We start from the raw sequence: 22,575 nt of genomic DNA, 5'->3' as shown, positions 1-22,575 counted from the left end.
TAAAAAATCCGCGGCGTAACATCGGCTCCATACCAAACAAACAACACCCTTGGAGCACACGATCATGAAACGCCAAATCCTTCTCGGCATCGCTTTCTCGGTTCTTGCAGTCAACGCTTTTGCAGCCAAACCCGCCCACACCATGATCGCCGAAGGCGGTTCGGATCGGTTGATTGAAAGTCGCTTGGCCGAGGGTGGATCGGATCGTTTGATCGAACGCCGTGTAGCTGAAGGTGGCGCTGATCGTCTGATCGAACGTCGTGTGGCTGAAGGTGGCGCTGATCGTCTGATCGAACGTCGTGTGGCTGAAGGTGGCGCTGATCGTCTGATCGAACGTCGTGTGGCTGAAGGTGGTTCCGACCGTCTGATCGAACGCCGCGTTGCATAAGTAAGCAGCGCATATAGAAAAACCCGGCCTGATCAGCCGGGCTTTTCTTTGCCTGCCTTATTCACTCCTCGGCGTCCCAGAAACTGTAACTACTGGTGCCCGCCAGATGATGGGTCCAGGTGATATCGCGATAGCGGATGGCGATGCGCTCCTGTGGAGCAACGTCGTTTTGCTGGATGGCATGGGGAACGTCCAGGGTGATGTCGGCAATCACTCCCCCGCCGATCTTTATCGTGAAGTACTTTTCCTCGATGCCATACGGCGAAGTTCTATAGAAGCTGACAGAGCAGTCGATTTCCTCTCTGTTGGAGAGTGCCCGCGCCAACAAAGGCGAAGACGGGTCAATCCACTTGGTGATTGCGACAGGACTGTGGATCAGTTTGTCGGTGTTCATCCGATTGTGGGCGAAAGCCAGCACTCGGATTTCATCGTCATGTCCGGCCTGACCTTTGTTGTCCAGAGTGTCCGGTGTCGAGCACCCTGCCGAAATAAGTCCTTGAGTTTTCCCTTCGATGGTCATGTAACTGTGATTGGCCATACCTGTCACTCCTTGTGCAAGAGCAACAGATTAGTGGATGTAACCAACACTTTATGTAGGGTGCTTCCGAAAGTGAAAGTCGTTAACTGACAGACACTTCCCATAACTTCAAGCGTGTTTTAACCGCGACATCGTTCAACTGTTTACTATCGATTTCGCTGCATCGCCTGCGTCGATAGTCACCATCAGCGCAATGAAGTTCTCTTAAAAAATTCCCGGCGTAACATCAGCTCCATACCCAACAAACAACACCCCGGAGCACACGATCATGAAACGCCAAATCCTTCTCGGCATCGCTTTCTCGGTTCTTGCAGTCAACGCTTTTGCAGCCAAACCCGCCCACACCATGATCGCCGAAGGCGGTTCGGACCGGTTGATTGAAAGTCGTTTGGCCGAGGGTGGTTCGGATCGTTTGATCGAACGTCGCGTTGCTGAAGGTGGCTCCGATCGTCTGATCGAACGCCGCGTCGCTGAAGGTGGTTCCGACCGTCTGATCGAACGCCGCGTCGCTGAAGGTGGCTCCGATCGTCTGATCGAACGCCGCGTTGCTGAAGGTGGTTCGGATCGTCTGATCGAACGCCGCGTCGCTGAAGGTGGTTCCGACCGTCTGATCGAACGCCGCGTCGCATGAGTCAAACGCTCTACCGCTGCACAAACAAAAAGCCCGGCCTGATCAGCCGGGCTTTTTCACGTCCAACCGGTACTTATTGAACGGTTTTCAGTTTGACCACGTCACCGGAGATCTTGGTGGTGTAACCGGTCAGAACCCATGCCCAGAACCAGTTTTCCTGAACCTGGGTGTTGATCATGGCGTCGCCGCCCTTGGCTTTGATCGCGGCAGTCTGGGCGCGCACGAAGCGGTTGTTCTGCTGGATCGGGATGACGCCGAACAGCAGCAGACCGGTGGCGGTGGCTTCGCTGTGGCCAATCACGGTGTATTGGCTGCTGTCGTATTGTTTAGTGTTCATCGGGGTGCCGGTGCAACCTGCCAGAACCGCACCGATCAGGGCGGCGGCGACGACTTTGCTGAGGTATTTCACTTCAAGACTCCATGGGAAAACGCCCGGGATCCGTCTCTCGGGCGGCGCGCACTTTACCGCAAGTGATGGCGCATTAGTATCAAACCAGGCCATGTTTCATATTCAAGTGTTGGTTTTAAGCCGGGTCCACAAGCGTGTCGTCAGTCGGGCAATCGCCGCCGGCAGTTCTTCCACGGTGAACAACTTGTCCATCACCGCTTTCGGCGGATAGATCGCGAGATCCTGTTTCACCGCCGGCGTCAGTAACTCATCGACCGCCACGTTGGGGTTGGCGTAGTGAATGCTGTTGCTGATATTGGCGATCACCTTCGGCTCAAGCAGATAGTTCATGTAGGCGTAGCCATTCTTTTCGTGGGGCGCGTTTTTCGGCATGACCACCATGTCGAACCACAGGGTCGTGCCTTCTTCGGGAATCGAATAAGCGATGTCGATACCGTTCTTCGCTTCCCGGGCACTGGCCGCCGCCTGCACAACATCACCATTGAATCCAATCACCGCGCAAACATTCCCGTTGGCCAGATCGCTGATGTACTTGGACGTATGGAAGTACTGCACGTATGGGCGAATCTTGAACAAGGCGGCTTCGGCCTTTTTGTAATCCGCCGGTTCGTGGCTGTGCGGCGGCAAGCCCAGATAGTTGAGCGTGATCGGCAACACTTGCGTCGGGTTGTCGATGATCGCTACACCGCACTGGCTCAACTTCTTGATGTTGTCCTCTTCGAAAAACAGCTTCCACGAACGCGTGACATCGGTGTTGCCGAAGATCGCCTTGATCTTCTCGACGTTGTAGCCGATACCGGCGGTACCCCACATGTACGGATAACCGTATTGATTGCCCGGATCGTTGACTTCAAGTTTCTGCATCAACTGCGGATCGAGATTCTTCCAGTTCGGCAGCTGCGACTTGTCGAGTTTCTGGATGGCGCCCGCCTTGATCAGCCGCGACAGAAAGTGGTTCGACGGGCTGACCACGTCGTAACCGGTATTGCCGGTCATCAACTTCGATTCCAGCACTTCATTGCTGTCGTGGATGTCGTAAGTGGTCTTTATGCCGGTGTCTTTGGTGAAGTTCGCCAGGGTGTCGTCGGCGATGTAACTGCTCCAGTTGGAGATGTTGACGGTTTCATCGGCCAGGGCGAACGAGGAACCGGTGGCGAGCAAGACCGCCAGGGAAAGTGTGTGGACGCGCATGTTCTGTCACCTGAATTGAGTGGCTTTTGTTCTTGTGGGATGTGCGAATTTTCAGATTTCTGTTCTGGCCCTGACCGCCTCCACGCGCATGCGCACCATGGCGCCGATATCGAAGAAAGGTCGCGGCGGCAGCCAGCCGGGCTGGGCCCGTTGCCTTACCGATTGCAGCAGTGGCGAATCGACGCCGCATGCCAGTTCCGCCAGCAGTCGCCCCCACAAGGTTCCGCGCGCCACGCCCGAGCCGTTGCAACCGGCGACGGCAAACACGCCCTCTTCCACCTGGTCGAAATACGCCTGACCGCTGCGGGTCGCGCTCAAATGGCCGGTCCAGGTGTATTGGATGTCGTGCTCGCCGAGGAACGGAAAGCGCCGTTGCAAACCCCGGACATGGTGTTGACGACGCAGCGCAAGTTCGCTGCTGGAGAGGTCCCGCGTGCGGTATTCGGCGGTGTTGCGGATCATCACCCGGCGATCCGGCGTCAGCCGAACCGTGGCGCCCAGCGGACGGGTCGACAGCACGCCCCACGGTTCGACGGCGCCGATGGCGGCGAACTCCTGGTCCGTGAGCGGGCGCGTGAGGCTGGCGCTCAGCTCCATCGGAAACGTGGCGCTGTCATCGATGCCGACCCGTGGAATGAATGCGTTCAGGCAGACCAGTACTTTTCCTGCCTCGATGCTGCCATCAAGTGAATTGGCCCGAATCCGACCCTGACCCAAACGTTCGAGCCCCGTGATATCGGTGTTTTCGTACACGGTGACATTGCCCGGAAGCGCATCGAGCAAGCCCTTCACGTATTTGGCCGGTTGCAGCAACGCGTTGCCGTTGCCGCACCAGATCGCAGCCTGATAGTGACGGGTGCCAAGTTTTCGGCTCAGTTCTTCGCCTTGCAAAAACTCCGCGCGGGCACCGAGCACCCGCAGTGTGGCGAGTTTGGCATCGACCTGATTGAGCTTGGCCGGATCGTTGACCGCAAAGAAATAGCCGCTGTCCCGAAAGTCGCAATCGATGGCGTGCCGGGCAATGCGCTGTCGGACTTCTTCACTGGCCGCGCGGGAAATCATCGTGTCGACTTCAAATCCGGCAAAGCCCTGCCCGCCGATCAATTCGTTGTCCGTCGGATGTTCATGGGCGACGACAAAACCCGAATTGCGCGCCGAAGCGCCCTGCGCCGCTCGCTGACGATCAACCAAGACAATCCGTGCCTGCGGGTGCATCTCGGCCAGATGATGGGCGGCGCTGAGACCGGTGATTCCGGCGCCGATCACCAGCCAATCGGCCTTTTGCGCGCCGCTCAGGCGATCCCGCTGCGCAGCGCTTGCGGTTTGCGCGATCCAGCCACTGACATTTTCCATGCATCACCTCATTCGACGGTCATTCGGCGGCTTGCCTTCCAACCATGGCCATGCGTGAATCGCATGCCCACGTTGTGAAGATCACCACCAGATCTAGAATCTATAAGGTCTTCGAACGCCTCACCAACGCTAAGAAATCATCGAGCCATTCGGAAAACGCATGGATAAAATTCGCCACGTCCCGTCGCTGCAAGCCATGCAGGCGCTGGTAGAGGTCGCCAACTCCGGCAGCTTCACCCTGGCCGCGCAGAAGCTGTGCCTGACTCAAAGCGCCGTCAGCCGGCAGATCCAGCAGCTGGAAAGCCACTTCAACGTCCCGTTGTTCTTGCGCACCAGCCGCAGCCTGCGCCTGACCCCGGAAGGCGAGCAGGTTCTGGCCAGCGCGCGGAGCATTTTCGAGCAGCTGAAAACCCTCGAAGAACGCCTGACACCGCAGAAACGCCCGTTCCGCATTCGCATGCATGTGTCGTTGGCGGTGCGCTGGCTGTTGCCCAAACTCAGCGACTTTTACCTGCGTCATCCCGAGGTTTCGCTGGCCATCGAAACCGTCGCCACCGAAATCGTCGAACCGACCAGCGACAGTGACGCCTACATCCTTTACTTGCCGACCGAATCGAGCGATCCGGATTGCCTGACCCTGTTTCAGGAAACCCTGGTGCCGGTCTGCGCCCCGAGCCTTGCCGATGCGCCGCGCTCAGTGGAAGAACTGCTGCGCTTCCCGCTGCTGCATCGCTCGGCGGATCGTCAGGCGTGGATCGAATGGCTGGCGGCGAACGACGGCAAACCGCTGGAGGATTACCGGCATATCCCGTTCAACCTCGATGAACTGGCACTGGATGCGGCGGCGCGGGGATTGGGCGTCGCAGTGACGGACATGACGCTGGCGGCGGAATCCATCGAGCGCGGCGTGCTGGTGGTGCCGTTCGGGCAACCGCTGAAAACCGGGGGGATTTACTCGTTGTGCTTGCAGCCGTCGGCGGCTGCGCATCCGGCTTGTGCGGTGGTGATGGGGTGGTTTGCCGGGCAGGCCGAGCGCGCGACATGAGTGCCGTCGTCACGCGGGAGCTGCCTTGAGCAGCTCCCGCACCGGATCTTCATTACTGAGAAAACGTCTGCAGATACGCCAACAGATTATCGATCTTCTCCTCGTCACTCAGTCCCCAGAAGATCATCCGCGTCCCCGGCACCACGCCCTTCGGATCCTTCAGATACGCCGTCAGCGTTTCACGGTTCCAGGTCAGGCCGGAGTTTTTCATCGCGTCGGAATACACGTAATTCGCCGACGTCCCGGCCGGGCGACCGATGATACCGTTGAGTTCTGGGCCGAAGCCCGGGCGTGCGGATTCGCCGACCTGGTGGCAGCCGCCGCACAGGCGCGGGAAGATTTTGGCGCCGGCCTCGGCGTCACCGGCAGCCAGTGCTGGCGTGCTGAGCAGGCCTGCGTTGAGGATCAGGGCGAACGTTAATGCAGCGTTTTTCATCAGGGTTTTCCAGATCGTCGGCGGCGCCAAGGGTAATCGTGCGCGGCAAGTTGCGCTACAGGTAGGCGCCCACGACCTTGCGGACTTTGAGCAAGGCTTGACGCAGGACAAGCATGTCCACCGAGCCCAGCGCCAGACGAATCGCGTGGGGCACATGGGTAGACACGGTGAAAGGTTCGGCGGTGGTAACGGAAACCTGTTCCTGCATCAATTCGACCACGATGTGGTCGGCCCGGACGTCTTCCGGCAGCGGCAACCAAAGGAAATACGAAGAAGGATGGCCCACGGTCGGCAGGCCTTCGAGGATCTGCGCAGCTAAAGCTTGCCGGGCCTCGGCGTCGCTGCGCTTTTGTGCTTCGAGCAAGGTGACGGTGCCGTCGTCGAGCCAGCCGCAGGCGATGGCCGTCATCACGCCGGGGGTGTTCCAGGTCGTCGCGCGGATGATCCGTTCCAGCGCCGCCACCTGCTCGACCGGCGCGGCGATGAAGCCGACACGCAGGCCGGTGGCGATGTTTTTCGACAGGCCCGAAACGTAGACCGTGCGCTCCGGTGCCAGATCTGCCAACGGGGGCGGCGGGTTATCGACCAGAAAGGCGTAGGCCGCATCCTCGATGATCGTCAGATCATGCCGGCGGGCAATCTCGATCAAATCCTCACGTTGTTCCAGAGGCATCACCCAGCCCAGTGGATTGTGCAGGGTCGGCATGCTGTAAACCGCACGCACCGGGCGTTGGCGGCAGAGTTTATCGAGGGCCGCCAGGTCGGGGCCCTGCTCATTGACGGGAATCGCCACCACTTCCAGGTGCAGCGCTTCGGCCAGCACTTTGAATCCCGAATAGGTCAACGCGTCGGCAGCGATCACATCGCCAGGCTTGAGCAGCGCCATCAGCGTCACCGCCAGCCCTTGCTGGGCGCCGTTGACGATCAGCACCTGCTCGGCCTCGACACTCAAACCCCGCATTTGCAGATGCCGCGCCACCGAGGCACGTTCATGCTGGCGACCGGCGTGGGGCTGATAACGCAACAGCGCTTCAAGGTCGCCGGACAACGCCAGTTGCCGCAACGCGGTGCGCAGCAGCTCGGCCTGCCCCGGCAATGACGGGTAGTTGAAGTTGAGGTCGATCATGCCGACCGCGACGTCTTTCTGGTCGATGCCCAGCCCCGGCAACAACGACGTTTCCCGCACAAACGTGCCGCGCCCGGCTTCGCCGCTGACCAGCCCCATGGCCTCAAGCTCGGCGTACACCCGCGAAGCCGTGACCAGCGCCAGCCCTTCGCTGGCCGCCAGTTGCCGGTGGGTCGGCAAACGCGTGCCGGGCAGCAGTCGGCCTTCGCGAATGTCGGCGGCATAGGCGTCGACGAGGGTCTTGTAACGGGAGCGCGGCATGTCGGGCTGTATCCATGACAATTCTTTGATTGTCCTGATTCTCGTCCCTAGGATTGCTTCAACGCAACCCACCTCTGAGCGCAACGCGTATGGAACGAACCACCCAACTCGGCACCCCGGCCCTGGAAAAAACCAGCGGCTGGATCAATGGCTTCATCGGCGTTGTGATCTTCAGCGGCTCGCTGCCGGCCACGCGGCTGGCGGTGCTGGAATTCGACCCGGTATTTCTCACCGTCATCCGCGCGACCATCGCCGGCGCCCTGGCGTTGTGCTTGCTGTGGTTGTTTCGCGAACGGCGTCCGGCGCGGGATCAGTGGTTGTCGTTGCTGATCGTCGCGCTGGGCGTGGTTGTGGGTTTTCCGTTGTTGACGGCTTTGGCGCTGCAATACGTGACGTCAGCGCATTCCATTGTGTTTGTAGGATTGCTGCCGCTGGCGACGGCGATTTTCGGCGTGTTGCGCGGCGGTGAACGGCCGCGTCCGGTGTTCTGGATTTTTTCGGTGCTGGGCAGTTCGCTGGTGGTCGGCTTCGCTATCTCGCAAGGCCTGACCGCCTCGCCCACTGGCGATCTGCTAATGCTGGCGGCGATTCTCGCCTGCGGCCTCGGTTACGCCGAAGGCGCAAAACTGTCGCGCACCCTCGGCGGCTGGCAGGTGATCTGTTGGGCGCTGGTGCTGTCGCTGCCGGTGATGGCCGTGCTGAGCGTGTGGCTGGCGCCCGCCTCGTTCAGCGGTATCAGTGTGTCGGCGTGGGTGTGTCTGGCGTACGTTTCGCTGTTCAGCATGCTGATTGGTTTTGTGTTCTGGTATCGCGGGCTGGCTCAGGGCGGAATTGCGGCGGTCGGACAGCTGCAATTGCTGCAACCGTTTTTTGGCCTGGCACTGGCCGCGACCTTGCTGCATGAACATGTCAGCGTCGGCATGCTCGTGGTCACCCTGGGGGTGATCCTGTGCGTGGCCGGGGCGAAGAAATTCGCCAAATAGTTTTCAGCTCGCACCGGATTTCCATTCTCGCGGGCTGAGCCCGGTCTTACGCCGAAACGCCCGGGCCAGCGCCGAAGGGCTTTCATAACCGACCTCTTCGGCGATCAGGGCAATCGGCCGTCCCTCGCGCAGGCGTTTTTGCGCGAGGCTGATCCGCCAGCTCACCAGATAATCCACCGGCGTCTGCCCCACCACCCGCCGGAAGTGTTCGGCGAAACCGGCGCGGGACAGGTTGGCGGCGCTCGCCAGTTCAGCGACGCTCCAGGCCTTGGCCGGTTGGTCGTGCATCAGGTTCAAGGCTCGGGAAATCTTCGGATCGGCCAGTCCCGACATCATCCCCGGCTGTTGGTTGCGACTGCTGATGAGGTGGCGCAGCAGCAGAATCACCAGCAATTCGAACAGCCGATCCATCACCGCTTCGCGCCCGCAGTGCCCATCGAAGGCTTCCTTGAACAGCCACTCCAGGGTGTTGGTCATTTCCGGAAGGTCGGCGAGTTTCAGCACCAGATAATCCGGCAGCGCCGCCGCCAAAGCATTGCCCGCGCCGCCGTCGAAGGTCAGGGAAGCGCACACCAGTTGCGTGCCCATGGCTTCGTTGGCGAACAAGCGATGGGCCATGGGGCGGGGGAAAAAGATCAGGGTCGGTTCGTTGAGCGAGATTTCAGGATCATTACCCGGTTTGAGCAACAACTCGCCCGCCTGCAACAGGTGCACATGCCCGCACACCTGGTCACCGCCGTAGGCGCTCACCCCGCAAAACGTGCCGCTGTGAAAGGTGCCGGCATTGACGCCGAAATGGCTGAGCAACGTAGAAAGGCGATCCATGACTGATTCTCGCAAGGACAGGTTTGGACGATCTGTCGCATATCCTCGACGATTTGCACCCAAGGCACCAGTCGCGCTCCGTAGCATTCACTCCATCCCCGGCGCACTTCGCACCGGACTTTCGGAGAATCACCATGAGCCGCATCGCCCCTCTTAGCCTCGAAACCGCTACCGACGCCACTCGCCCGACACTTGAAGGCGTGCAGAAAAAAATCGGCTTCCTGCCGAACCTGTTCAAGACCCTGGCCACTGCGCCTGTCGCGCTGGATGCCTACGTGCAAATCTCGGCCACTCTGGGCAAGACCTCACTGAGCGCCAAGGAAAAAGAGGCGGTGTATCTGGCCACCTCACAAGTCAACGGTTGCGATTACTGCCTGGCGGCGCACACCCTGTTCGCCAGCAAGGCCGGGCTGGCAGCAGAAGAAATCATCGAAGCGCGTCACGGTCGGCTGAATGCTTTTGCCACCCTCGCCCATCAACTGACCGAAACCCGTGGCCATCTGAGCGATGAACAGATTGCTGCCGCCCGCGCTGCCGGTATCGACGACAAGAAGATCATCGAAGTGATCGCCATCGTCGCCGCGCAAACCCTCACCAACTACCTGAACAACGTGGCGCTGACCGACATCGATTTCCCCGCAATCGAAAATCCAGCGTAATGCAAAAAACAGTGGGAGCGAGCTTGCTCGCGATGGCGGTGGATCAGTCAGCATCTTTGTCGATTGATACTCCGCTATCGCGAGCAAGCTCGCTCCCACATTGAATTTTGTACTGCGTCGGACGCGTCAGTCGTGATCGACCCCGGCGCGTTTCAGCAACTTCTTGCAGCGCTCGGACAGGTGAAACACCTGCAATTGCTTGCCGGCCTTGGCGTAGCGTTCGCGCAAGGTTTTCAGCGCGGCGATGGCCGAGTAATCGACAAAGCTCAGGTGCCGGCAATCCAGCGTCACCCGTTGCGGGTCACTGGCCGGGTCGAATTGATTGAGGAACGGTGTGGTCGAGGCAAAGAACAGCGTGCCGTGCAGGCGATAGAGTTTGCTGCCGTCCGCTTCCATATGCTCATCGGCGTAAAGTTCGCGCGCTTGCTGCCAAGCAAAATTCAGCGTGGCGATGATGATCCCGCACAGCACTGCCGTGGCCAGGTCGGTAAACACCGTGATGGTAGTTACCGCGATGATCACCAGCACATCGTTGAGCGGCACTTTGTTCAGCACCCGCAGCGAAGCCCAGGCAAAGGTCTGCTGCGACACCACGAACATCACTCCCACCAGCGCCGCCAGCGGAATCCGCTCGATCAGCGGCGACAGAAACAGAATGAACAACAGAATCAACACACCCGCCACGACGCCGGACAAACGCCCGCGCCCACCAGAGCTTAGGTTGATCACGGTCTGGCCGATCATCGCGCAACCGCCCATGCCGCCGAACGCACCGGAAACCACGTTTGCCGCGCCCAGTGCCACGCATTCGCGATCCGGATAGCCACGGGTTTCGGTGATTTCGTCGGTGAGGTTGAGGGTCAGCAGGGTTTCCAGCAGGCCGACCAGCGCCATCAGAATCGCGTAGGGCGCGATGATGCGCAGGGTGTCGAGATTCCACGGGATGTCCGGCAGCGCGAACGTCGGCAGACCGCCGGCGATGTGCGCCATGTCACCGAGGGTACGAGTCGGCAGGCCGAGCAGGTAAACCAGCAAGCCGACGCCGAGGATCGCCACCAGCGCCGGCGGCACGGCGCGGGTCAGGCGCGGCAGGATGTAGACGATGGCCATGGTCAGCAGCACCAGCCCGGTCATCAGGTACAGCGGCGTGCCGCTGAGCCACTGTTCACCGCTCTTGAAATGCTCCAGTTGCGCCAGCGCGATGATGATCGCCAGACCGTTGACGAACCCGAGCATCACCGGGTGCGGCACCATGCGCACCAGTTTGCCCAGCCGCAACAGCCCGAACGCCATCATGATCAAGCCGCCGAGCAACACCGTCGCCAGCAGGTACTGCACGCCGTGTTGCACCACCAGCGCGACGATCACCACCGCCATCGAACCGGCCGCGCCGGAGACCATGCCCGGTCGGCCACCGAACAACGCAGTCAGCGTGCAAATGATGAAGGCGCCGTACAGGCCCATCAGGGGGTTGAGGTGAGCCACCAGCGCAAACGCAATGCATTCGGGCAACAGGGCAAACGAGGTGGTGAGTCCGGCCAGGACATCGGCGCGCAGACGAATCGGTTTCATGGCTTACCTGACAGAGCGGCCGACGGGCGCGGCCGCATGCATTTGCGCAAAAGAGCGCCGCGGAAAAAGAGGGTTGCAGATGTTACGCAAATGCGCCGGCGTGGGCCAGTGATCACTGACAGGAAGGGGTTGGCGCTCTATGCTTGCGCGCTCCATCGATCAACGGGGTTGAGCATGTCACCGCTATCCACTCGCGAAGTCTGCCAGCGCTTGCGCGATGCTGCGTTGGAGGTTTGCGCGCTACAGCGTGTTGCGCAGAAATCCGGGCCCGGCCAGATCTCGGTCGAGATCGACGGCTGGCAGCTGTTGCTCGACTTTGACGGTCAGCGCCTGCACCACTGCCTGCAATGCCGGTGCCCGGAAGATCGGGTGTGGCGACTCGACACGACTCAGCGTTTCGGCACCGACCCGGTCAGCCTGCTCAGCACCTGGGAGCTGGCGCAGATCGAGCGGTTGCTGAGGGCCGACTGAGCGGATCAGCCCTGCCGCAAGTCCAGCAGGTAGGTGTAATAGCCGGTGTCACGTACCCAACCGAGCGATTCGTACAAACCCTGGGCGGTGAAATTGTCGGTGGCGGTTTCCAGCACCAATCCCTTGGCGCCGGTTTCGACGACGAAGTCGCGGGCGGTGTTCATCAATAGTCGCCCCACTCCACGGCCCCGGGCGGCCGGCGTGGTGTACAGGTCGCTGAGCAACCAGGTGCGATGGGCATCAATCGAGGAAAACGTCGGATACAGCTGCACGAATCCCAGCGCCTCACCGCTTTCATCCTCAACCAGAAAAATCGCCGATTCATTAAAGGCCATGCGTTCGGCGATGAAGGTCCGCGATTGCTCGAGATTTGACGGCTGGCCATAAAAACCGCGATAGGCGTCGAACAGCTTCGCCACCGCGTCGAGGTGAATCGTCGTGGCGTGCAGTGCCTGAAGGGTCATTGTCACTTTCCTGAGGTTACCGAAATTGAAACCAGCATAGCGCTGAGGAGCGAGTTCGCTGGCTTATTCGCTATATAGTTTTGTATATTGCGAGCCCGAAATGGCCAGACCCTCCATGCCGTCCATGAGCAGCATCCGCGAACGCAACCAGCAACTGATCCTGGCCGCCGCCAGTGAAGAATTCGCCGCCAACGGCTTCGACGCGACCCAGACCCGCGACATCGCCGCCCGCGCCGGTGTGCCCAAGGCCAATCTTTATTACTACTTCCAGAGCAAGGAAAACCTCTACGGCAAAGTGCTGCTCGGCTTCGTCGAACCGTTGCTGGAAGCCTCGGCGGTGCTGCGCGAAAGCGACGACCCACTGATCGGCCTGCGCGCCTACGTCGCCGCCCGCATCCGCATCGCCCGCGAGCACCCGGCGATCGCCAAGGTTTTCAGCGGAGAGTTGCTGCTCGGTGGCCGCCAGTTGCCCGACGAATGCCGCGACCTGCTGCACGGTGAGGCACGGCGCAATGTCGAGTGCCTGCGCAGCTGGATCGACCGCGGGCTGCTGGCGCCGGTGGATCCCGAGCACTTGATGTTGTTCATCTGGTCGGCGACGCGCACCTACACAAACATTGGCTGGCAGATGGGGCGCATCACCGGACGGGAGGTGCCGCAGGATGAGGATTATGCGGTGGCGGCGGAGACGATTACGCGGTTGGTGTTGAGCGGTGCGGTGTCCGAGCCGGTGAGTGATGTTCGCAGGTTGATGTTTGCGACCTGAACGGGAGAGTCAGGGCATCAGGTCCAGAGGTAGTGTCGCATCCCCCGCCAAACGTTCACGCCATGCCAGCAGGACATCAGGCACCCGCTTTTTCCATTTGGGAACGTTGGTGTAATACCGCGCCCTGACTTTGCGTTGCTCATCGAAAACCAATAACACCAGCCAAACTCGGCCGCCCGGCGCGCTCATTAGAATCGCCGCGTTGCTGGAAGCCAGGCCTCGCAGCCAGAACTCATTGACCTGCCCCCCCGGCACATCACCAGAGGTCTCGCCGGCTGCCATTGAGCCACTATTTTGCAGCAGCGTCTGATAGTCATTTTTTAGCAACGTGCGTAATGCCTGATCTTCTTGCTGCGTACGTACAACGCCAAGGCTCAGCAAGTCGTATTCAATCGCGATCGGTTGGTCAGATGCCACATACCTTCCATCGTAGTAAACGCCCATCCCGCCACCACAAGCCCCCTCACCTCCATCGGAATCCACATCCAGCAAACCGTTGAGCGCGCTGAACTTCAGGGTGCAGTTGCCTTCAGCGAAATGCGCTACGGCACCGTCAATTGTGGCCACACCCTCCATGTCACCAGAGTTGCCACCATTTGACGCAGAAACATCAAAGGCAATATGCGTGGCGTCCACCCGCTTGGTTGTGACTTCTGCCGCCGATGAAACGCCCCACGGAATCATCTGCCAGGTGGCATCCCAGCTGAAAGGCTTGGCCACGTATTCAAGCGCTTTCAGACGCATCAAATATTCACGGCGCAGGCAGGAGCTATTGGCGGCACATTGATTGCGTTGTTTCAACCATGAACGCTGATCAGCCTTGAGCGCTTGCGGATCAGCAACCTGCACCACCGCTGTCCGCCAGAGCGCCCCGAGTTTTTCATCGAGACTCGAGGTATACGGATCCGCACAAACGGCTTTTTCAACCGGGCTGGAAGCGCCAGCACAGTCGAAACTGGCAGCGTGCGAGGAGGTAGCAAATACGAGAGAGGTCAGCAGCAAGGCGTGACGGAGATTGAAAGCGAGCATCGACAGATTCCATTCCTGAGGCGGCGGCAGTATGCCGGGCCCGGGCTGTCGATGCTCTGGATTTTTCACTGGTTGCTGGCGGACAACCGGGCTCTTGCGCAAGAAAGAGTCAGAATGTGATCCCGGCCGCCGGCTTCACATCGATCCGCGCCACGGAACCGGTCAGGTGCGCCCAGTCCTTGTTGTGTTCGGCGATGATGTCTTCGGCGCTCATGTTGCCGTTGTCGACGGTGGAGTGCGCATCGGCCGCCAGTTCCACGTCGTAGCCCAGTTGATGGGCCTGGCGCACGGTGGCGTTGACGCAGTAATCGGTTTGCAGACCGCAAATCACCAGGCGGTCGAAGTCTTCCCGGGGGATCAGCTTCTGCAGGTTGGTCTGGTAGAACGAGTCGTTGGCGGTCTTGTCGACGCGCAGATCGCCGGGCGCAGTGGCCAGGCCGTCAGCCAGTTGCCAGCCTTCGGCACCGTGAGCTAACGGACTGTCCTTTTCGTTGTGCTGGATCAGCACCACCGGCACACCCGATTGACGCGCGCGGGCGCTGAGGCCGTTGATGGTATCGATCACCCGTTTGATGTCGTGGCATTCGTATTCGCCTGTGCACAGGGCGCGCTGGACATCGATGATCAGCAATGCGGTGGTCATGGTGAGCCTTCCTTGATCGGTCCTTGAGACAGGGGCGGACGTGTGCCCGCCCCCTTTTTACTCTGCTCAGTAACCCAATGACAACCCGGTGTTGCGCCGTGGATCGTTGGCGCCGTAGAAGCGGTTCTTGCCGACCGGTTTACCCCCCAGCGACGGTGCACCGACCAGAATCGCGGCGATGTGGTTGGCGTCCTGCGGGCCCGCGAACTTGTGGCCCCAGCTCTCGAGAATCTTCTTCGTGTCGGGGCTGGCGGCGAAGTCTTCGAGGTTGGTTTCCTCCGGCATCCACTGCTGGTGGAAGCGCGGCGCATCAACCGCTTCCTGCAGGCCCATACCGTAGTCGATGACATTGAGCATGGTCAGCAGGGTCGCGGTGATGATGCGACTGCCGCCCGGCGTACCGACCACCATCACCACCTTGCCGTCCTTGGTGACAATGGTCGGGCTCATCGAGGACAGCGGTGCCTTGCCGGGAGCGATGGCGTTGGCTTCGCCCTGCACCAGGCCGTACATGTTCGGCACGCCGACCTTGGAGGTGAAGTCGTCCATTTCATCGTTGAGAATCACCCCGGTCTTGCTCGCCATCACGCCCGCGCCGAACCAGTCATTGAGGGTGTAGGTGACCGAGACCGCGTTGCCCCATTTGTCGACGATCGAATAGTGCGTGGTGTTGCTGCCTTCGTGGGGCGCGACGCCGGGTTTGAGTTCCGCCGACACACCGGCCTTCTGCGGCTGGATCGCGTTACGCAGCTTGGTTGCGTAGTTCTTGTCCAGCAGGTGTTCGATCGGGTTCTTCACGAAATCCGGGTCGCCCAGATAGCTGTTGCGATCCACGTACGCGTGGCGCATCGCTTCGATCTGGTAGTGCATGCCCTGGGCCGAATGGAAGCCCAGATCTTTCATCGGATAGCCTTCGAGGATGTTCATGATCTGGCAGATCACCACCCCGCCGGAGCTTGGCGGCGGTGCCGATACAACGTGATAACCGCGATAGTCGCACTCCACCGGGGCCAGTTCGCGGGTCTTGTATTTGTCGAGGTCGGCCTGGGTGATGATGCCCTTGTTGGCCTGGCTGGAGGTGACGATGGCGTCGGCCACCCAGCCTTTATAGAAACCGTCGGCGCCTTTTTCGGAAATGGTGCGCAGGGTCTTGCCCAGGTCCTTCTGCACCAGTTTCTGCCCGACCTGCATCGGTTCGCCGTTGCTCAGGAAGATCGCACCGGAATCCTTGATGTCTTTCTTGAACACGTCAGTGGCGTACTCCAGCAACTCGACGTCGCCCTGTTCCAGCGCAAAACCTTCTTCGGCCAGTTTGATGGCCGGGGCAATCATTTCCTTGCGCGGTTTGGTGCCGTACTTGCTCAGCGCCAGCTCCATGCCGGACACGGTGCCCGGAACGCCGACCGCGAGGTGGCCACGGGTGCTCAGATCCGGAATGACGTTGCCGTCCTTGTCGAGGTACATGTTGGCCGTTGCGGCCAGCGGGGCTTTTTCGCGGAAGTCGAGGAAGGTCTTGCGCCCGTCCGCCAGTTGAATGGTCATGAAACCACCACCACCGAGGTTGCCCGCCGCCGGGTAAACCACCGCCAGTGCATAGCCCACGGCGACCGCCGCATCCACCGCGTTGCCGCCACTTTTCAACACGTCGACACCCACGTGAGTGGCCAGGTGCTGGGCGGTGACCACCATGCCGTTTTCGGCGGCGACCGGGGCAACCGAGGCGGCGTGGGCCATGAGGCAGCTGAGCGCCAATGAGGTCGCAATCAGCGATTTGGCAAAAGGTTCGTACTTCATGAGTCGGTCTCTTCTTTTTATAAGGTAGGAAAGCGCTTCAAGAGCATCAGCCAGTATGGTCGCGATTACGGTTTGCGCCTCCCTGATCCGGCAGTATGCTGGGCGCAGTTTTCGCCCCCGTACCGGAGTTTTTCCCATGGCCTACACGTTCATCACCCTGCCCTCGCCTGTCGGCGAGTTGAAGCTGGTCGCGAACGGCTCACGTCTGGCCGCCATCCTCTGGGAAAACGACAAACCGAACCGGGTGCGCCTCGGGCCGATGAGCGAATCACCGGACAATCCGGTGCTGATGAAAACCGCGCGTCAGCTGGAAGAATATTTTGCAGGAACGCGAAACGCGTTCGATCTGGAGCTGGACTTTGCCGGCACCGAGTTCCAGAAAAAGGTCTGGGCCGCGCTGCTGACCATTCCGTTTGGCGAAACCCGCACCTACAGCCAGATCGCCGAACAGATCGGCCACCCGAGTGCGGTGCGTGCCGTCGGCGCGGCGAACGGGCGCAATCCGATTTCGATCATTGCGCCGTGCCATCGAGTCATCGGCGCCTCAGGAAAACTGACCGGGTTTGCCGGAGGCCTTGAAGCCAAAGAGCGCTTGCTGAGCCTGGAGGGTGGCCAGTGGTCGGACATCGGTAAAACCGGCGATCTGTTTTAACCGCCGAACAGGTTATTCATCGCCGCGTATTGCAGCAGCATGATGGTCTTGGCATCGCAAATCTCGCCGCGCTGGAACGCCGCCAGCGCGTCGTCGAAACGCCACTCCAGCACTTCCAGCTCTTCGGTTTCCTCTTCCAGACCGCCCCCTTCACTGACCTTTGACGAGGCATCGTACTCGGCGATGAAAAAGTGCAGTTTCTCGGTCACCGAGCCGGGGCTCATGTAGGCCTCGAAGACCTTCTTCACGTCATGCACGCGGTAACCGGTTTCTTCCTCGGCCTCGTCGCGGATGCGCTGCTCTGGCGCCGCGCCTTCAAGCAGTCCGGCCGCCACTTCAATCAGCAAACCGTCATGACCGTTGACGAACACCGGCAGGCGGAACTGCCGGGTCAGCACCACGGTCCGTTGCTCGCGGTTGAACAGCAGAATCGCCGCGCCATTGCCACGGTCGTAGACCTCGCGCGTCTGACGCTGCCAGTCACCGTTGTTGCGGTGATAGTCGAAGGTGATTTTCTTCAGCAGATACCAGTCGTGGGACAACACCTGGGTATCGACGATGTTGACCCGCTCGGCTGTGTTGGACATGACGCCTGATCCTTTTTTGTCATCGGAAGATGGCCATGGTAGGTGAATTGATGCGAACCGCCGACGAAAAAAAAGCCCGGCAGCGCTACCGGGCTTTTCGTTCATTGACTACTGATGTGCCACGTTCACCGTTGCTGCATCAGCGCCCTGCGCCGCAGACGGCGCCCCGTGAATCAGCGGTCCATAACGTCGACTGAATTCCCAGTTGTACGGCACGCGATCCTTGCTGGTGCCGTTGTCCCAGTTCACCGACCAGGTCATCAGGCCCTTGATCGGATGTCCTTTTACCGCCAGGCGTTTCATCGCGTTGCCGACCACGGTCTTGTCGATCACGTAACCGGTGGCGGCGGCATCGACGTTGGCCGGCAGGCCGATGACGAACTTGTCCGCCGGGATCTTGGTGAAACCGCGAGTACCGGTCACCAGGCTCTCGGTCAGGTAATAGAGGAAGTCCTCTTTCATCGCGTCGTTGTTCTGGGCAATCCACGCTCCGTTGCCGTTATTGGCTTCCGGCACCCAGACCCCGTCGCCGCCCTGGTTGTAGAACTGCGGAGCGATGAAGTCGTAATAGCCTTCCAGCGCTTGCAGGTAACCAACGTATTTGCCGGAGGTGGTCAGGTACGGAAACTCCGGCGCCATGCTGATGATGAAATGCTTGCCCTGGCCGGCGTAGTGATCCTTGACCAGTTTCAGCGCGGCCGGCAGGACGGTCTTGTTGGCAGCGAAATCAATCGCGCTCTGTTCAAGATCGATGTCCAGGCCGTCGAAGCCGTAGGTTTCCACCAGACGGATGATTTCATTGGCCAGCGGTTGCTCCTGACCGGCGCGCAAGTCGATGTGCGCATCGGCACCGCCCAGGGAAATCAGCACCGCCCGCCCCTGACTGTTGAGCACGCCGACCTGACGACGGAACTCGGCATCGGAAACGTTGAACGGCTTGAAGGTCGGAATCCCGCTGCCCTTCATGAAGGCCACCGCGACCACGTTGTATTCCTTCGGCACGTTTTCCAGCGCGATGTTGGCGAACTGGCCGCGCTGGTAACCATCGCTCGGGCCGGCCGGCCAGTTGTGCCAGAAGCCCATGAGGATCTTCTTGCCGGCAAGAGTCGGCATCAGCGACGCCGCGTCGCTGGCCTGGTTTTTCAATAGGGTGAAGTCGATGTTTGACATGTTCTAATCCTTCAGAACGTGTGGGATTGACGTTGCGGGCTTATTTGAAGTCCACATCGAAGGCCTGATAGAAGGCGTTGCCGGTGTTGGCGACGATCCACATCAGGACGATGACGTGATGACCCTGCTTGTTGCCCGGAAGTTTCACGGCGTGATTGACCTTGGCTTTCAATTCCGCCGAATGACTGTAGTACGGCACTTGCGGATAGAAATCCTCGGCGAACGGTTGCGCTTCCAGTTGCGCTCGGGTGATGCGTTGTTTCGGGTCCCAGCCATCCTTGGTGATCAGCCAGCGATAACCGCGGGTGGTGTGCGGCGCGGTGTACTCCCATTTGACCTCAAGGGTCTGACCGGGGGTGACATTGAGCAGCGGCCAGGAGAACGGACGCCCGAGTTTCTTGCTCATTTCTTCTGCGGTGAAGTTCACACAATCACGTGCGTCGTTCTTGCCGCCACTGAGAATATAGCCGTCAGCCGGCGGTACGACGCTCGGGTTGTCGCTTTCGAATGGCGCCGGGAACGGGCCGGCCGCGAGTGCCGGGAAGTTCTTGCCGCCTTCCATTTCATTGACCTGCCAGCCGCCGAGCAATCCTTGCTCGATGGCCACCGCGCCGCGGCTTGCAGGGGAAATGACGCGACCGTGTCGCAGTTGGGTTTGAGCTTGTGGTTGGTTCATGTTTTTCACTCCGTTGATTTAAGAACTCTCCTGTCCGAGGAGAGGCCTTCAAGCTAACGGAGGGGGATTTTTTGTCCATCGGTGGTTTTGTCGCAGTCGGCCTCGGCGAAACTCGAAAACGCCGAAAATACTGTATATAAACACAGTGCTTTGCGACGACGCTCACCTGACGCATGGCAAAAAGACTACACCGCGTCATTACAAAAACCTGCATTCACCGGTTCAGGGAAGCTGCGCCTCGAACTCCTTTTGATACTGCCCGGCGAGCTGTTCCTTTTGTTTGTCGTCGAGCAGCTTGCCGGCCATCTGGAAGAACTTCTGCTCTTCTTCCTGCAGGTGGTGATGGACCTTCTCCGAGAGCTTTTTCGCCGTGGCCAGCCAGGCCGGGCTGGACATCTCGGTCTCGTCGAGCTCTTCCATCATTTCGTCCATTTCATGGTGCTCGGCGATGGCATGGCGGCTGAGGTCGACACCGTTGTCGAACTCCATCAGCGGGATATAGAAATGGCGCTCTTCGGCCGTTTCGTGAGCCTGAAGCTCAGCCTTCAGTTGCTTGTAGGCCTCCACCCTTTCCGGGGTGTCACCGCTGGTCTTGATCAACGATTTCGCGTAGGTCCGCTGACGATCGTGGCTTTCACGCAGGGCTTCGAAAATGTTCATGGAATCTCCCAGGCAAACGCGTTCCGGATGGACGCCCTAAAGGGCTAGACCCCGGCGCAGCAGCGACGGTTCCAAGCGATTGCTTCAATCGGCTGCGGCGCGATAGGCTGCCGATTCATTACTACAAGGAAGACAACATGACGTTGCGGATCGAGCTGTCACAGGACCCCACCGAAGAACAGCGCGCAGCCATCCTGGCGCCCCTGCGTGCCCATAACATCGCCAAAGCCGGGCCTTCGCTGTACGAACCGGTCGCGTTGCTGGTGCGCGACGATAACGACGCGATCCTCGGTGGCCTCTATGGGCACACGTTCTATCGGTGGCTGTTTATCGAGTTGCTGGCGGTGCCGGAAGAAGGCCGGGGACAGGGAATCGGCTCGAAGCTGATGAACATGGTCGAGGAATTCGCCCGGGAAAAAGACTGCGTGGGGATCTGGCTCGATACCTTTGATTTTCAGGCGCCCGGGTTCTACAAAAAACTGGGGTATACCGAGTGTGGCGAGATTGTGGATTATCCGCTGGGGCACAAGCGGCATTTTTTCCAGAAGCGTTTGATTGATTGAGTTCAGCGCCCCCCGCCCGCAGGCTGGCGAGGGTCGCAAATTTCAACGCATTCAGCTGCCCGTTACAGACAGGTCGCCAGCGCCGCCAAGCGGCGCTTGGCCACAAAATCATCCTTCTGCGCGTAGTAATTCAGCACGGTGCCGGACGCATCCGTGGTCAAGTCGACGAACGACTCCGCCGAACGCGTGTAGACCGTCGAACCGCCCTTCTTGCCCGGTTGCAGATAAGCCGCTGCGTCCACGCCGAACACCGCTTCGTCCTGCCAGGCGAATTGCACGCACTGGGCCACGACTTTTTCGGGTTTATCCGAATTCAGGGTCTTGTAAGGGGTTTGCGTGCGGGCGTCTTCCATCGCCGAACCCGCGCAACCGGCCAGCAGGGTTGCCGCCAGTGCCACCATCAGCATTCGCATTGCATTCGCTCATTCGGAAAAAAGCGGACTGTATCACCGCAACGCCAAAAATCGTTCTGCTTTACTGCATTTAGAACGCGACACATACCGGCCGCTGCGGCACATTAACGGTCATCAGCCTTACAAGGAAAGCCCATGGCGCCTACTGACCAGCGACACGAACAGGCCCTGAAACTGTTTCTCGATGCGCGTCCGGAACTGCGCGAAGCCCTTGACCACCTCAACCCGCTGCTGGCCCAGGCCAAGGGCGAAACCCAGGCGCAGTACCGCGAAGAACGCCTGCACGAAGCCTTCGAAGCCGAGGCCGAAAGCCAGGGTTTGTTTGCCTGGGAGCTGACGTTGCAGCTCACCGCTGCGACGCCCGAGGAGTATCAGGCGCAACGCCTGGAAGTGCATCGTGAAGTGGCGGAAATGGCCGGGATGGACTGGCTGGAGTACTGCGATCTGTATGGCATAGAACCGTAAACCCCGCTCAAGGACGCTGCCTCGATGCTGCCTTCCACCTCGACCCACCGCGCCAGCCCCGGACATCTTCACATACAGAAATGGCGCGGCCGTGTAGGCCTGGCGCTGGTTGCCAGCCTGTCGGTACTGGCCGGCATGACCGACGCCATCGGCTTCATGGCCAGCGGCGATTTCGTTTCCTTCATGAGCGGCAACACCACGCGGCTGGCGGTGGCGATCAGTGATGGCGACAGCGCACTGACGTTAAGGCTGATCCTGCTGGTCGCCACGTTCATTGTCGGTAATGCCCTCGGGGTTGTGGTCAGCCGACTGGGTGGTCGGCGGGCGCTGCCGTTGCTGCTATCCATCGCCGCCCTGCTCTGTTTGGCGGCCTGGCCCTTTGACACGCAACTGCCGGCCCTGCTGGCGGCGATCATTGCGATGGGCATGCTCAACGCGGCGGTGGAAGAAGTGAACGGTCTGCCGGTCGGGCTGACGTACGTCACCGGCGCCCTGTCCCGATTCGGCCGTGGATTGGGCCGGTGGGTGCTCGGCGAACGGCGAAGCGGCTGGCGGGTGCAACTGGTGCCGTGGAGCGGGATGCTGGTCGGCGCCATTCTGGGGGCAGTGCTGGAACATCATCTGGGGCTCAAGGCGATGTTGGTCAGCGGACTGTTTGCCGCCGTACTGGGGCTGCTGACCCTGAAGATTCCGCGGCGTTGGCAGTTGGGCTACATGCCGCGTTGACGGACACCTGCTTGCATCGAAACGGGCGCGGGAAACATCCGCTTCGCCGCCCCACCGAGAAAGCTTTATCATGGCCGCA

The 22,575-nt window shown here is 60.2% G+C and carries 27 protein-coding genes and 1 pseudogene; 11 read left to right on the top strand and 17 right to left on the bottom strand.

Translation table 11 applies throughout. The annotated features are described in order from the left end of the window. Positions 1-64 precede the first annotated feature (64 nt). Complete coding sequence (locus K5E37_RS10020; protein ID WP_221533714.1) at positions 65-388, top strand: hypothetical protein; 324 nt, start codon at positions 65-67, stop codon at positions 386-388. Positions 389-449: 61 nt separating this feature from the next. Here K5E37_RS10020 and K5E37_RS10015 read toward each other — a convergent pair whose 3' ends face one another. Beyond that, the gene (locus K5E37_RS10015; protein WP_127798657.1) at positions 450-926 is read right to left on the bottom strand and encodes an Hcp family type VI secretion system effector; all 477 of its coding nucleotides are present in this window, start codon (positions 924-926) and stop codon (positions 450-452) included. 268 nt (positions 927-1,194) lie between these two features. Between K5E37_RS10015 and K5E37_RS10010 the strand changes: the two genes are divergently transcribed. Beyond that, positions 1,195-1,557 carry a hypothetical protein gene (locus K5E37_RS10010; RefSeq protein WP_221533713.1) on the top strand — a complete coding sequence of 121 codons (363 nt, stop codon included), beginning with the start codon at positions 1,195-1,197 and terminating at the stop codon, positions 1,555-1,557. 73 nt (positions 1,558-1,630) lie between these two features. Here the strand turns inward: K5E37_RS10010 and K5E37_RS10005 are convergent, their stop codons facing one another. The 3 genes from K5E37_RS10005 to K5E37_RS09995 form a co-directional block, all read right to left on the bottom strand. Beyond that, the gene (locus K5E37_RS10005) at positions 1,631-1,966 is read right to left on the bottom strand and encodes a hypothetical protein (protein ID WP_127798661.1); all 336 of its coding nucleotides are present in this window, start codon (positions 1,964-1,966) and stop codon (positions 1,631-1,633) included. Positions 1,967-2,068: 102 nt separating this feature from the next. Beyond that, the gene (locus K5E37_RS10000) at positions 2,069-3,157 is read right to left on the bottom strand and encodes a polyamine ABC transporter substrate-binding protein (RefSeq protein WP_221533712.1); all 1,089 of its coding nucleotides are present in this window, start codon (positions 3,155-3,157) and stop codon (positions 2,069-2,071) included. Positions 3,158-3,208: 51 nt separating this feature from the next. After that, positions 3,209-4,510: an FAD-binding oxidoreductase gene (locus tag K5E37_RS09995; RefSeq protein WP_221533711.1), complete on the bottom strand. Its 1,302-nt coding sequence runs from the start codon at positions 4,508-4,510 to the stop codon at positions 3,209-3,211. Positions 4,511-4,670: 160 nt separating this feature from the next. Here K5E37_RS09995 and K5E37_RS09990 point away from each other — a divergent pair, with 160 nt between their 5' ends. Further along, positions 4,671-5,555, top strand: a complete 885-nt coding sequence (locus K5E37_RS09990; protein WP_221533710.1) for a LysR substrate-binding domain-containing protein — start codon at positions 4,671-4,673, stop codon at positions 5,553-5,555. Between the two features lie 52 nt (positions 5,556-5,607). On the opposite strand, the gene K5E37_RS09985 is transcribed toward K5E37_RS09990, so the two are convergent. Both K5E37_RS09985 and K5E37_RS09980 read right to left on the bottom strand, forming a co-directional pair. After that, the gene (locus tag K5E37_RS09985) at positions 5,608-5,991 is read right to left on the bottom strand and encodes a c-type cytochrome (RefSeq protein WP_221533709.1); all 384 of its coding nucleotides are present in this window, start codon (positions 5,989-5,991) and stop codon (positions 5,608-5,610) included. 55 nt (positions 5,992-6,046) lie between these two features. Then, positions 6,047-7,378, bottom strand: a complete 1,332-nt coding sequence (locus tag K5E37_RS09980) for a PLP-dependent aminotransferase family protein (protein WP_221533708.1) — start codon at positions 7,376-7,378, stop codon at positions 6,047-6,049. Positions 7,379-7,467: 89 nt separating this feature from the next. Between K5E37_RS09980 and K5E37_RS09975 the strand changes: the two genes are divergently transcribed. Beyond that, positions 7,468-8,361, top strand: a complete 894-nt coding sequence (locus tag K5E37_RS09975; RefSeq protein ID WP_085602576.1) for a DMT family transporter — start codon at positions 7,468-7,470, stop codon at positions 8,359-8,361. 3 nt (positions 8,362-8,364) lie between these two features. On the opposite strand, the gene K5E37_RS09970 is transcribed toward K5E37_RS09975, so the two are convergent. Continuing rightward, positions 8,365-9,186, bottom strand: coding sequence for an AraC family transcriptional regulator (locus K5E37_RS09970; RefSeq protein WP_221533707.1), 822 nt, complete (start codon positions 9,184-9,186; stop codon positions 8,365-8,367). Between the two features lie 134 nt (positions 9,187-9,320). Here K5E37_RS09970 and K5E37_RS09965 point away from each other — a divergent pair, with 134 nt between their 5' ends. Next, positions 9,321-9,845 carry a carboxymuconolactone decarboxylase family protein gene (locus tag K5E37_RS09965; RefSeq protein WP_221533706.1) on the top strand — a complete coding sequence of 175 codons (525 nt, stop codon included), beginning with the start codon at positions 9,321-9,323 and terminating at the stop codon, positions 9,843-9,845. Positions 9,846-9,971: 126 nt separating this feature from the next. Here the strand turns inward: K5E37_RS09965 and K5E37_RS09960 are convergent, their stop codons facing one another. Beyond that, the gene (locus tag K5E37_RS09960) at positions 9,972-11,417 is read right to left on the bottom strand and encodes a SulP family inorganic anion transporter (protein ID WP_221533705.1); all 1,446 of its coding nucleotides are present in this window, start codon (positions 11,415-11,417) and stop codon (positions 9,972-9,974) included. Positions 11,418-11,591: 174 nt separating this feature from the next. Here K5E37_RS09960 and K5E37_RS09955 point away from each other — a divergent pair, with 174 nt between their 5' ends. Further along, positions 11,592-11,888 carry a hypothetical protein gene (locus tag K5E37_RS09955; protein ID WP_221533704.1) on the top strand — a complete coding sequence of 99 codons (297 nt, stop codon included), beginning with the start codon at positions 11,592-11,594 and terminating at the stop codon, positions 11,886-11,888. Between the two features lie 5 nt (positions 11,889-11,893). Here the strand turns inward: K5E37_RS09955 and K5E37_RS09950 are convergent, their stop codons facing one another. Then, the gene (locus tag K5E37_RS09950; RefSeq protein WP_221533703.1) at positions 11,894-12,352 is read right to left on the bottom strand and encodes a GNAT family N-acetyltransferase; all 459 of its coding nucleotides are present in this window, start codon (positions 12,350-12,352) and stop codon (positions 11,894-11,896) included. 124 nt (positions 12,353-12,476) lie between these two features. On the opposite strand from K5E37_RS09950, the gene K5E37_RS09945 reads away from it, so the two are divergent. Continuing rightward, the gene (locus K5E37_RS09945; protein WP_041475350.1) at positions 12,477-13,118 is read left to right on the top strand and encodes a TetR/AcrR family transcriptional regulator; all 642 of its coding nucleotides are present in this window, start codon (positions 12,477-12,479) and stop codon (positions 13,116-13,118) included. Between the two features lie 9 nt (positions 13,119-13,127). Here K5E37_RS09945 and K5E37_RS09940 read toward each other — a convergent pair whose 3' ends face one another. The 3 genes from K5E37_RS09940 to ggt form a co-directional block, all read right to left on the bottom strand. Then, positions 13,128-14,147, bottom strand: coding sequence for a lysozyme inhibitor LprI family protein (locus K5E37_RS09940; protein WP_085602559.1), 1,020 nt, complete (start codon positions 14,145-14,147; stop codon positions 13,128-13,130). A 109-nt stretch (positions 14,148-14,256) separates the two neighbouring features. Beyond that, a complete protein-coding gene (locus K5E37_RS09935; protein WP_221533702.1) occupies positions 14,257-14,790 on the bottom strand; it encodes a cysteine hydrolase family protein in 534 nt (177 codons plus the stop codon). A gap of 66 nt (positions 14,791-14,856) precedes the next feature. Continuing rightward, the gene (ggt, locus tag K5E37_RS09930) at positions 14,857-16,584 is read right to left on the bottom strand and encodes a gamma-glutamyltransferase (RefSeq protein WP_221533701.1); all 1,728 of its coding nucleotides are present in this window, start codon (positions 16,582-16,584) and stop codon (positions 14,857-14,859) included. A gap of 136 nt (positions 16,585-16,720) precedes the next feature. On the opposite strand from ggt, the gene K5E37_RS09925 reads away from it, so the two are divergent. Beyond that, the gene (locus K5E37_RS09925) at positions 16,721-17,236 is read left to right on the top strand and encodes a methylated-DNA--[protein]-cysteine S-methyltransferase (RefSeq protein WP_221533700.1); all 516 of its coding nucleotides are present in this window, start codon (positions 16,721-16,723) and stop codon (positions 17,234-17,236) included. Here the strand turns inward: K5E37_RS09925 and K5E37_RS09920 are convergent. The 4 genes and pseudogenes from K5E37_RS09920 to K5E37_RS09905 form a co-directional block, all read right to left on the bottom strand. Further along, positions 17,233-17,823 (bottom strand): NUDIX domain-containing protein, encoded by a 591-nt coding sequence (locus tag K5E37_RS09920; protein WP_064380653.1) that lies wholly within the window; start codon positions 17,821-17,823, stop codon positions 17,233-17,235. The genes K5E37_RS09925 and K5E37_RS09920 overlap by 4 nt on opposite strands. Before the next feature lie 144 nt (positions 17,824-17,967). Then, a pseudogene (locus tag K5E37_RS09915) lies at positions 17,968-18,993 on the bottom strand (chitinase); the annotation flags it as partial. A gap of 40 nt (positions 18,994-19,033) precedes the next feature. After that, positions 19,034-19,669: a lytic polysaccharide monooxygenase auxiliary activity family 9 protein gene (locus tag K5E37_RS09910; protein ID WP_007958235.1), complete on the bottom strand. Its 636-nt coding sequence runs from the start codon at positions 19,667-19,669 to the stop codon at positions 19,034-19,036. A gap of 222 nt (positions 19,670-19,891) precedes the next feature. Next, the gene (locus K5E37_RS09905; protein WP_007958228.1) at positions 19,892-20,329 is read right to left on the bottom strand and encodes a hemerythrin domain-containing protein; all 438 of its coding nucleotides are present in this window, start codon (positions 20,327-20,329) and stop codon (positions 19,892-19,894) included. 137 nt (positions 20,330-20,466) lie between these two features. On the opposite strand from K5E37_RS09905, the gene K5E37_RS09900 reads away from it, so the two are divergent. Further along, on the top strand, positions 20,467-20,892 hold the full coding sequence (locus K5E37_RS09900) for an N-acetyltransferase (RefSeq protein ID WP_011334932.1): 426 nt from the start codon (positions 20,467-20,469) through the stop codon (positions 20,890-20,892). A 62-nt stretch (positions 20,893-20,954) separates the two neighbouring features. Here the strand turns inward: K5E37_RS09900 and K5E37_RS09895 are convergent, their stop codons facing one another. Further along, the gene (locus K5E37_RS09895) at positions 20,955-21,305 is read right to left on the bottom strand and encodes a hypothetical protein (protein WP_007958217.1); all 351 of its coding nucleotides are present in this window, start codon (positions 21,303-21,305) and stop codon (positions 20,955-20,957) included. 135 nt (positions 21,306-21,440) lie between these two features. Here K5E37_RS09895 and K5E37_RS09890 point away from each other — a divergent pair, with 135 nt between their 5' ends. Both K5E37_RS09890 and K5E37_RS09885 read left to right on the top strand, forming a co-directional pair. Next, positions 21,441-21,770, top strand: coding sequence for a DUF6388 family protein (locus tag K5E37_RS09890; RefSeq protein WP_007958215.1), 330 nt, complete (start codon positions 21,441-21,443; stop codon positions 21,768-21,770). Between the two features lie 24 nt (positions 21,771-21,794). Then, a complete protein-coding gene (locus K5E37_RS09885; RefSeq protein ID WP_007958213.1) occupies positions 21,795-22,496 on the top strand; it encodes a YoaK family protein in 702 nt (233 codons plus the stop codon). Positions 22,497-22,575 lie beyond the last annotated feature (79 nt).

This window comes from Pseudomonas sp. RIT778 (genome assembly GCF_019718735.1).
Classification (GTDB): domain Bacteria; phylum Pseudomonadota; class Gammaproteobacteria; order Pseudomonadales; family Pseudomonadaceae; genus Aquipseudomonas; species Aquipseudomonas aphyarum.
Note: the sequence above shows the minus strand (reverse complement) of the source record. Positions and strands in the feature narration are given on the sequence as shown.

What these genes read in the sequence shown, in the direction of transcription:
- K5E37_RS10020 (WP_221533714.1), top strand. Translation starts at nt 65, where the DNA reads ATGAAACGCCAAATCCTTCTCGGCATCGCTTTCTCGGTTCTTGCAGTC.
- K5E37_RS10015 (WP_127798657.1), bottom strand. Translation starts at nt 926, where the DNA reads ATGGCCAATCACAGTTACATGACCATCGAAGGGAAAACTCAAGGACTT.
- K5E37_RS10010 (WP_221533713.1), top strand. Translation starts at nt 1,195, where the DNA reads ATGAAACGCCAAATCCTTCTCGGCATCGCTTTCTCGGTTCTTGCAGTC.
- K5E37_RS10000 (WP_221533712.1), bottom strand. Translation starts at nt 3,157, where the DNA reads ATGCGCGTCCACACACTTTCCCTGGCGGTCTTGCTCGCCACCGGTTCC.
- K5E37_RS09995 (WP_221533711.1), bottom strand. Translation starts at nt 4,510, where the DNA reads ATGGAAAATGTCAGTGGCTGGATCGCGCAAACCGCAAGCGCTGCGCAG.
- K5E37_RS09990 (WP_221533710.1), top strand. Translation starts at nt 4,671, where the DNA reads ATGGATAAAATTCGCCACGTCCCGTCGCTGCAAGCCATGCAGGCGCTG.
- K5E37_RS09985 (WP_221533709.1), bottom strand. Translation starts at nt 5,991, where the DNA reads ATGAAAAACGCTGCATTAACGTTCGCCCTGATCCTCAACGCAGGCCTG.
- K5E37_RS09980 (WP_221533708.1), bottom strand. Translation starts at nt 7,378, where the DNA reads ATGCCGCGCTCCCGTTACAAGACCCTCGTCGACGCCTATGCCGCCGAC.
- K5E37_RS09975 (WP_085602576.1), top strand. Translation starts at nt 7,468, where the DNA reads ATGGAACGAACCACCCAACTCGGCACCCCGGCCCTGGAAAAAACCAGC.
- K5E37_RS09970 (WP_221533707.1), bottom strand. Translation starts at nt 9,186, where the DNA reads ATGGATCGCCTTTCTACGTTGCTCAGCCATTTCGGCGTCAATGCCGGC.
- K5E37_RS09965 (WP_221533706.1), top strand. Translation starts at nt 9,321, where the DNA reads ATGAGCCGCATCGCCCCTCTTAGCCTCGAAACCGCTACCGACGCCACT.
- K5E37_RS09960 (WP_221533705.1), bottom strand. Translation starts at nt 11,417, where the DNA reads ATGAAACCGATTCGTCTGCGCGCCGATGTCCTGGCCGGACTCACCACC.
- K5E37_RS09955 (WP_221533704.1), top strand. Translation starts at nt 11,592, where the DNA reads ATGTCACCGCTATCCACTCGCGAAGTCTGCCAGCGCTTGCGCGATGCT.
- K5E37_RS09950 (WP_221533703.1), bottom strand. Translation starts at nt 12,352, where the DNA reads ATGACCCTTCAGGCACTGCACGCCACGACGATTCACCTCGACGCGGTG.
- K5E37_RS09945 (WP_041475350.1), top strand. Translation starts at nt 12,477, where the DNA reads ATGAGCAGCATCCGCGAACGCAACCAGCAACTGATCCTGGCCGCCGCC.
- K5E37_RS09940 (WP_085602559.1), bottom strand. Translation starts at nt 14,147, where the DNA reads ATGCTCGCTTTCAATCTCCGTCACGCCTTGCTGCTGACCTCTCTCGTA.
- K5E37_RS09935 (WP_221533702.1), bottom strand. Translation starts at nt 14,790, where the DNA reads ATGACCACCGCATTGCTGATCATCGATGTCCAGCGCGCCCTGTGCACA.
- ggt (WP_221533701.1), bottom strand. Translation starts at nt 16,584, where the DNA reads ATGAAGTACGAACCTTTTGCCAAATCGCTGATTGCGACCTCATTGGCG.
- K5E37_RS09925 (WP_221533700.1), top strand. Translation starts at nt 16,721, where the DNA reads ATGGCCTACACGTTCATCACCCTGCCCTCGCCTGTCGGCGAGTTGAAG.
- K5E37_RS09920 (WP_064380653.1), bottom strand. Translation starts at nt 17,823, where the DNA reads ATGTCCAACACAGCCGAGCGGGTCAACATCGTCGATACCCAGGTGTTG.
- K5E37_RS09910 (WP_007958235.1), bottom strand. Translation starts at nt 19,669, where the DNA reads ATGAACCAACCACAAGCTCAAACCCAACTGCGACACGGTCGCGTCATT.
- K5E37_RS09905 (WP_007958228.1), bottom strand. Translation starts at nt 20,329, where the DNA reads ATGAACATTTTCGAAGCCCTGCGTGAAAGCCACGATCGTCAGCGGACC.
- K5E37_RS09900 (WP_011334932.1), top strand. Translation starts at nt 20,467, where the DNA reads ATGACGTTGCGGATCGAGCTGTCACAGGACCCCACCGAAGAACAGCGC.
- K5E37_RS09895 (WP_007958217.1), bottom strand. Translation starts at nt 21,305, where the DNA reads ATGCGAATGCTGATGGTGGCACTGGCGGCAACCCTGCTGGCCGGTTGC.
- K5E37_RS09890 (WP_007958215.1), top strand. Translation starts at nt 21,441, where the DNA reads ATGGCGCCTACTGACCAGCGACACGAACAGGCCCTGAAACTGTTTCTC.
- K5E37_RS09885 (WP_007958213.1), top strand. Translation starts at nt 21,795, where the DNA reads ATGCTGCCTTCCACCTCGACCCACCGCGCCAGCCCCGGACATCTTCAC.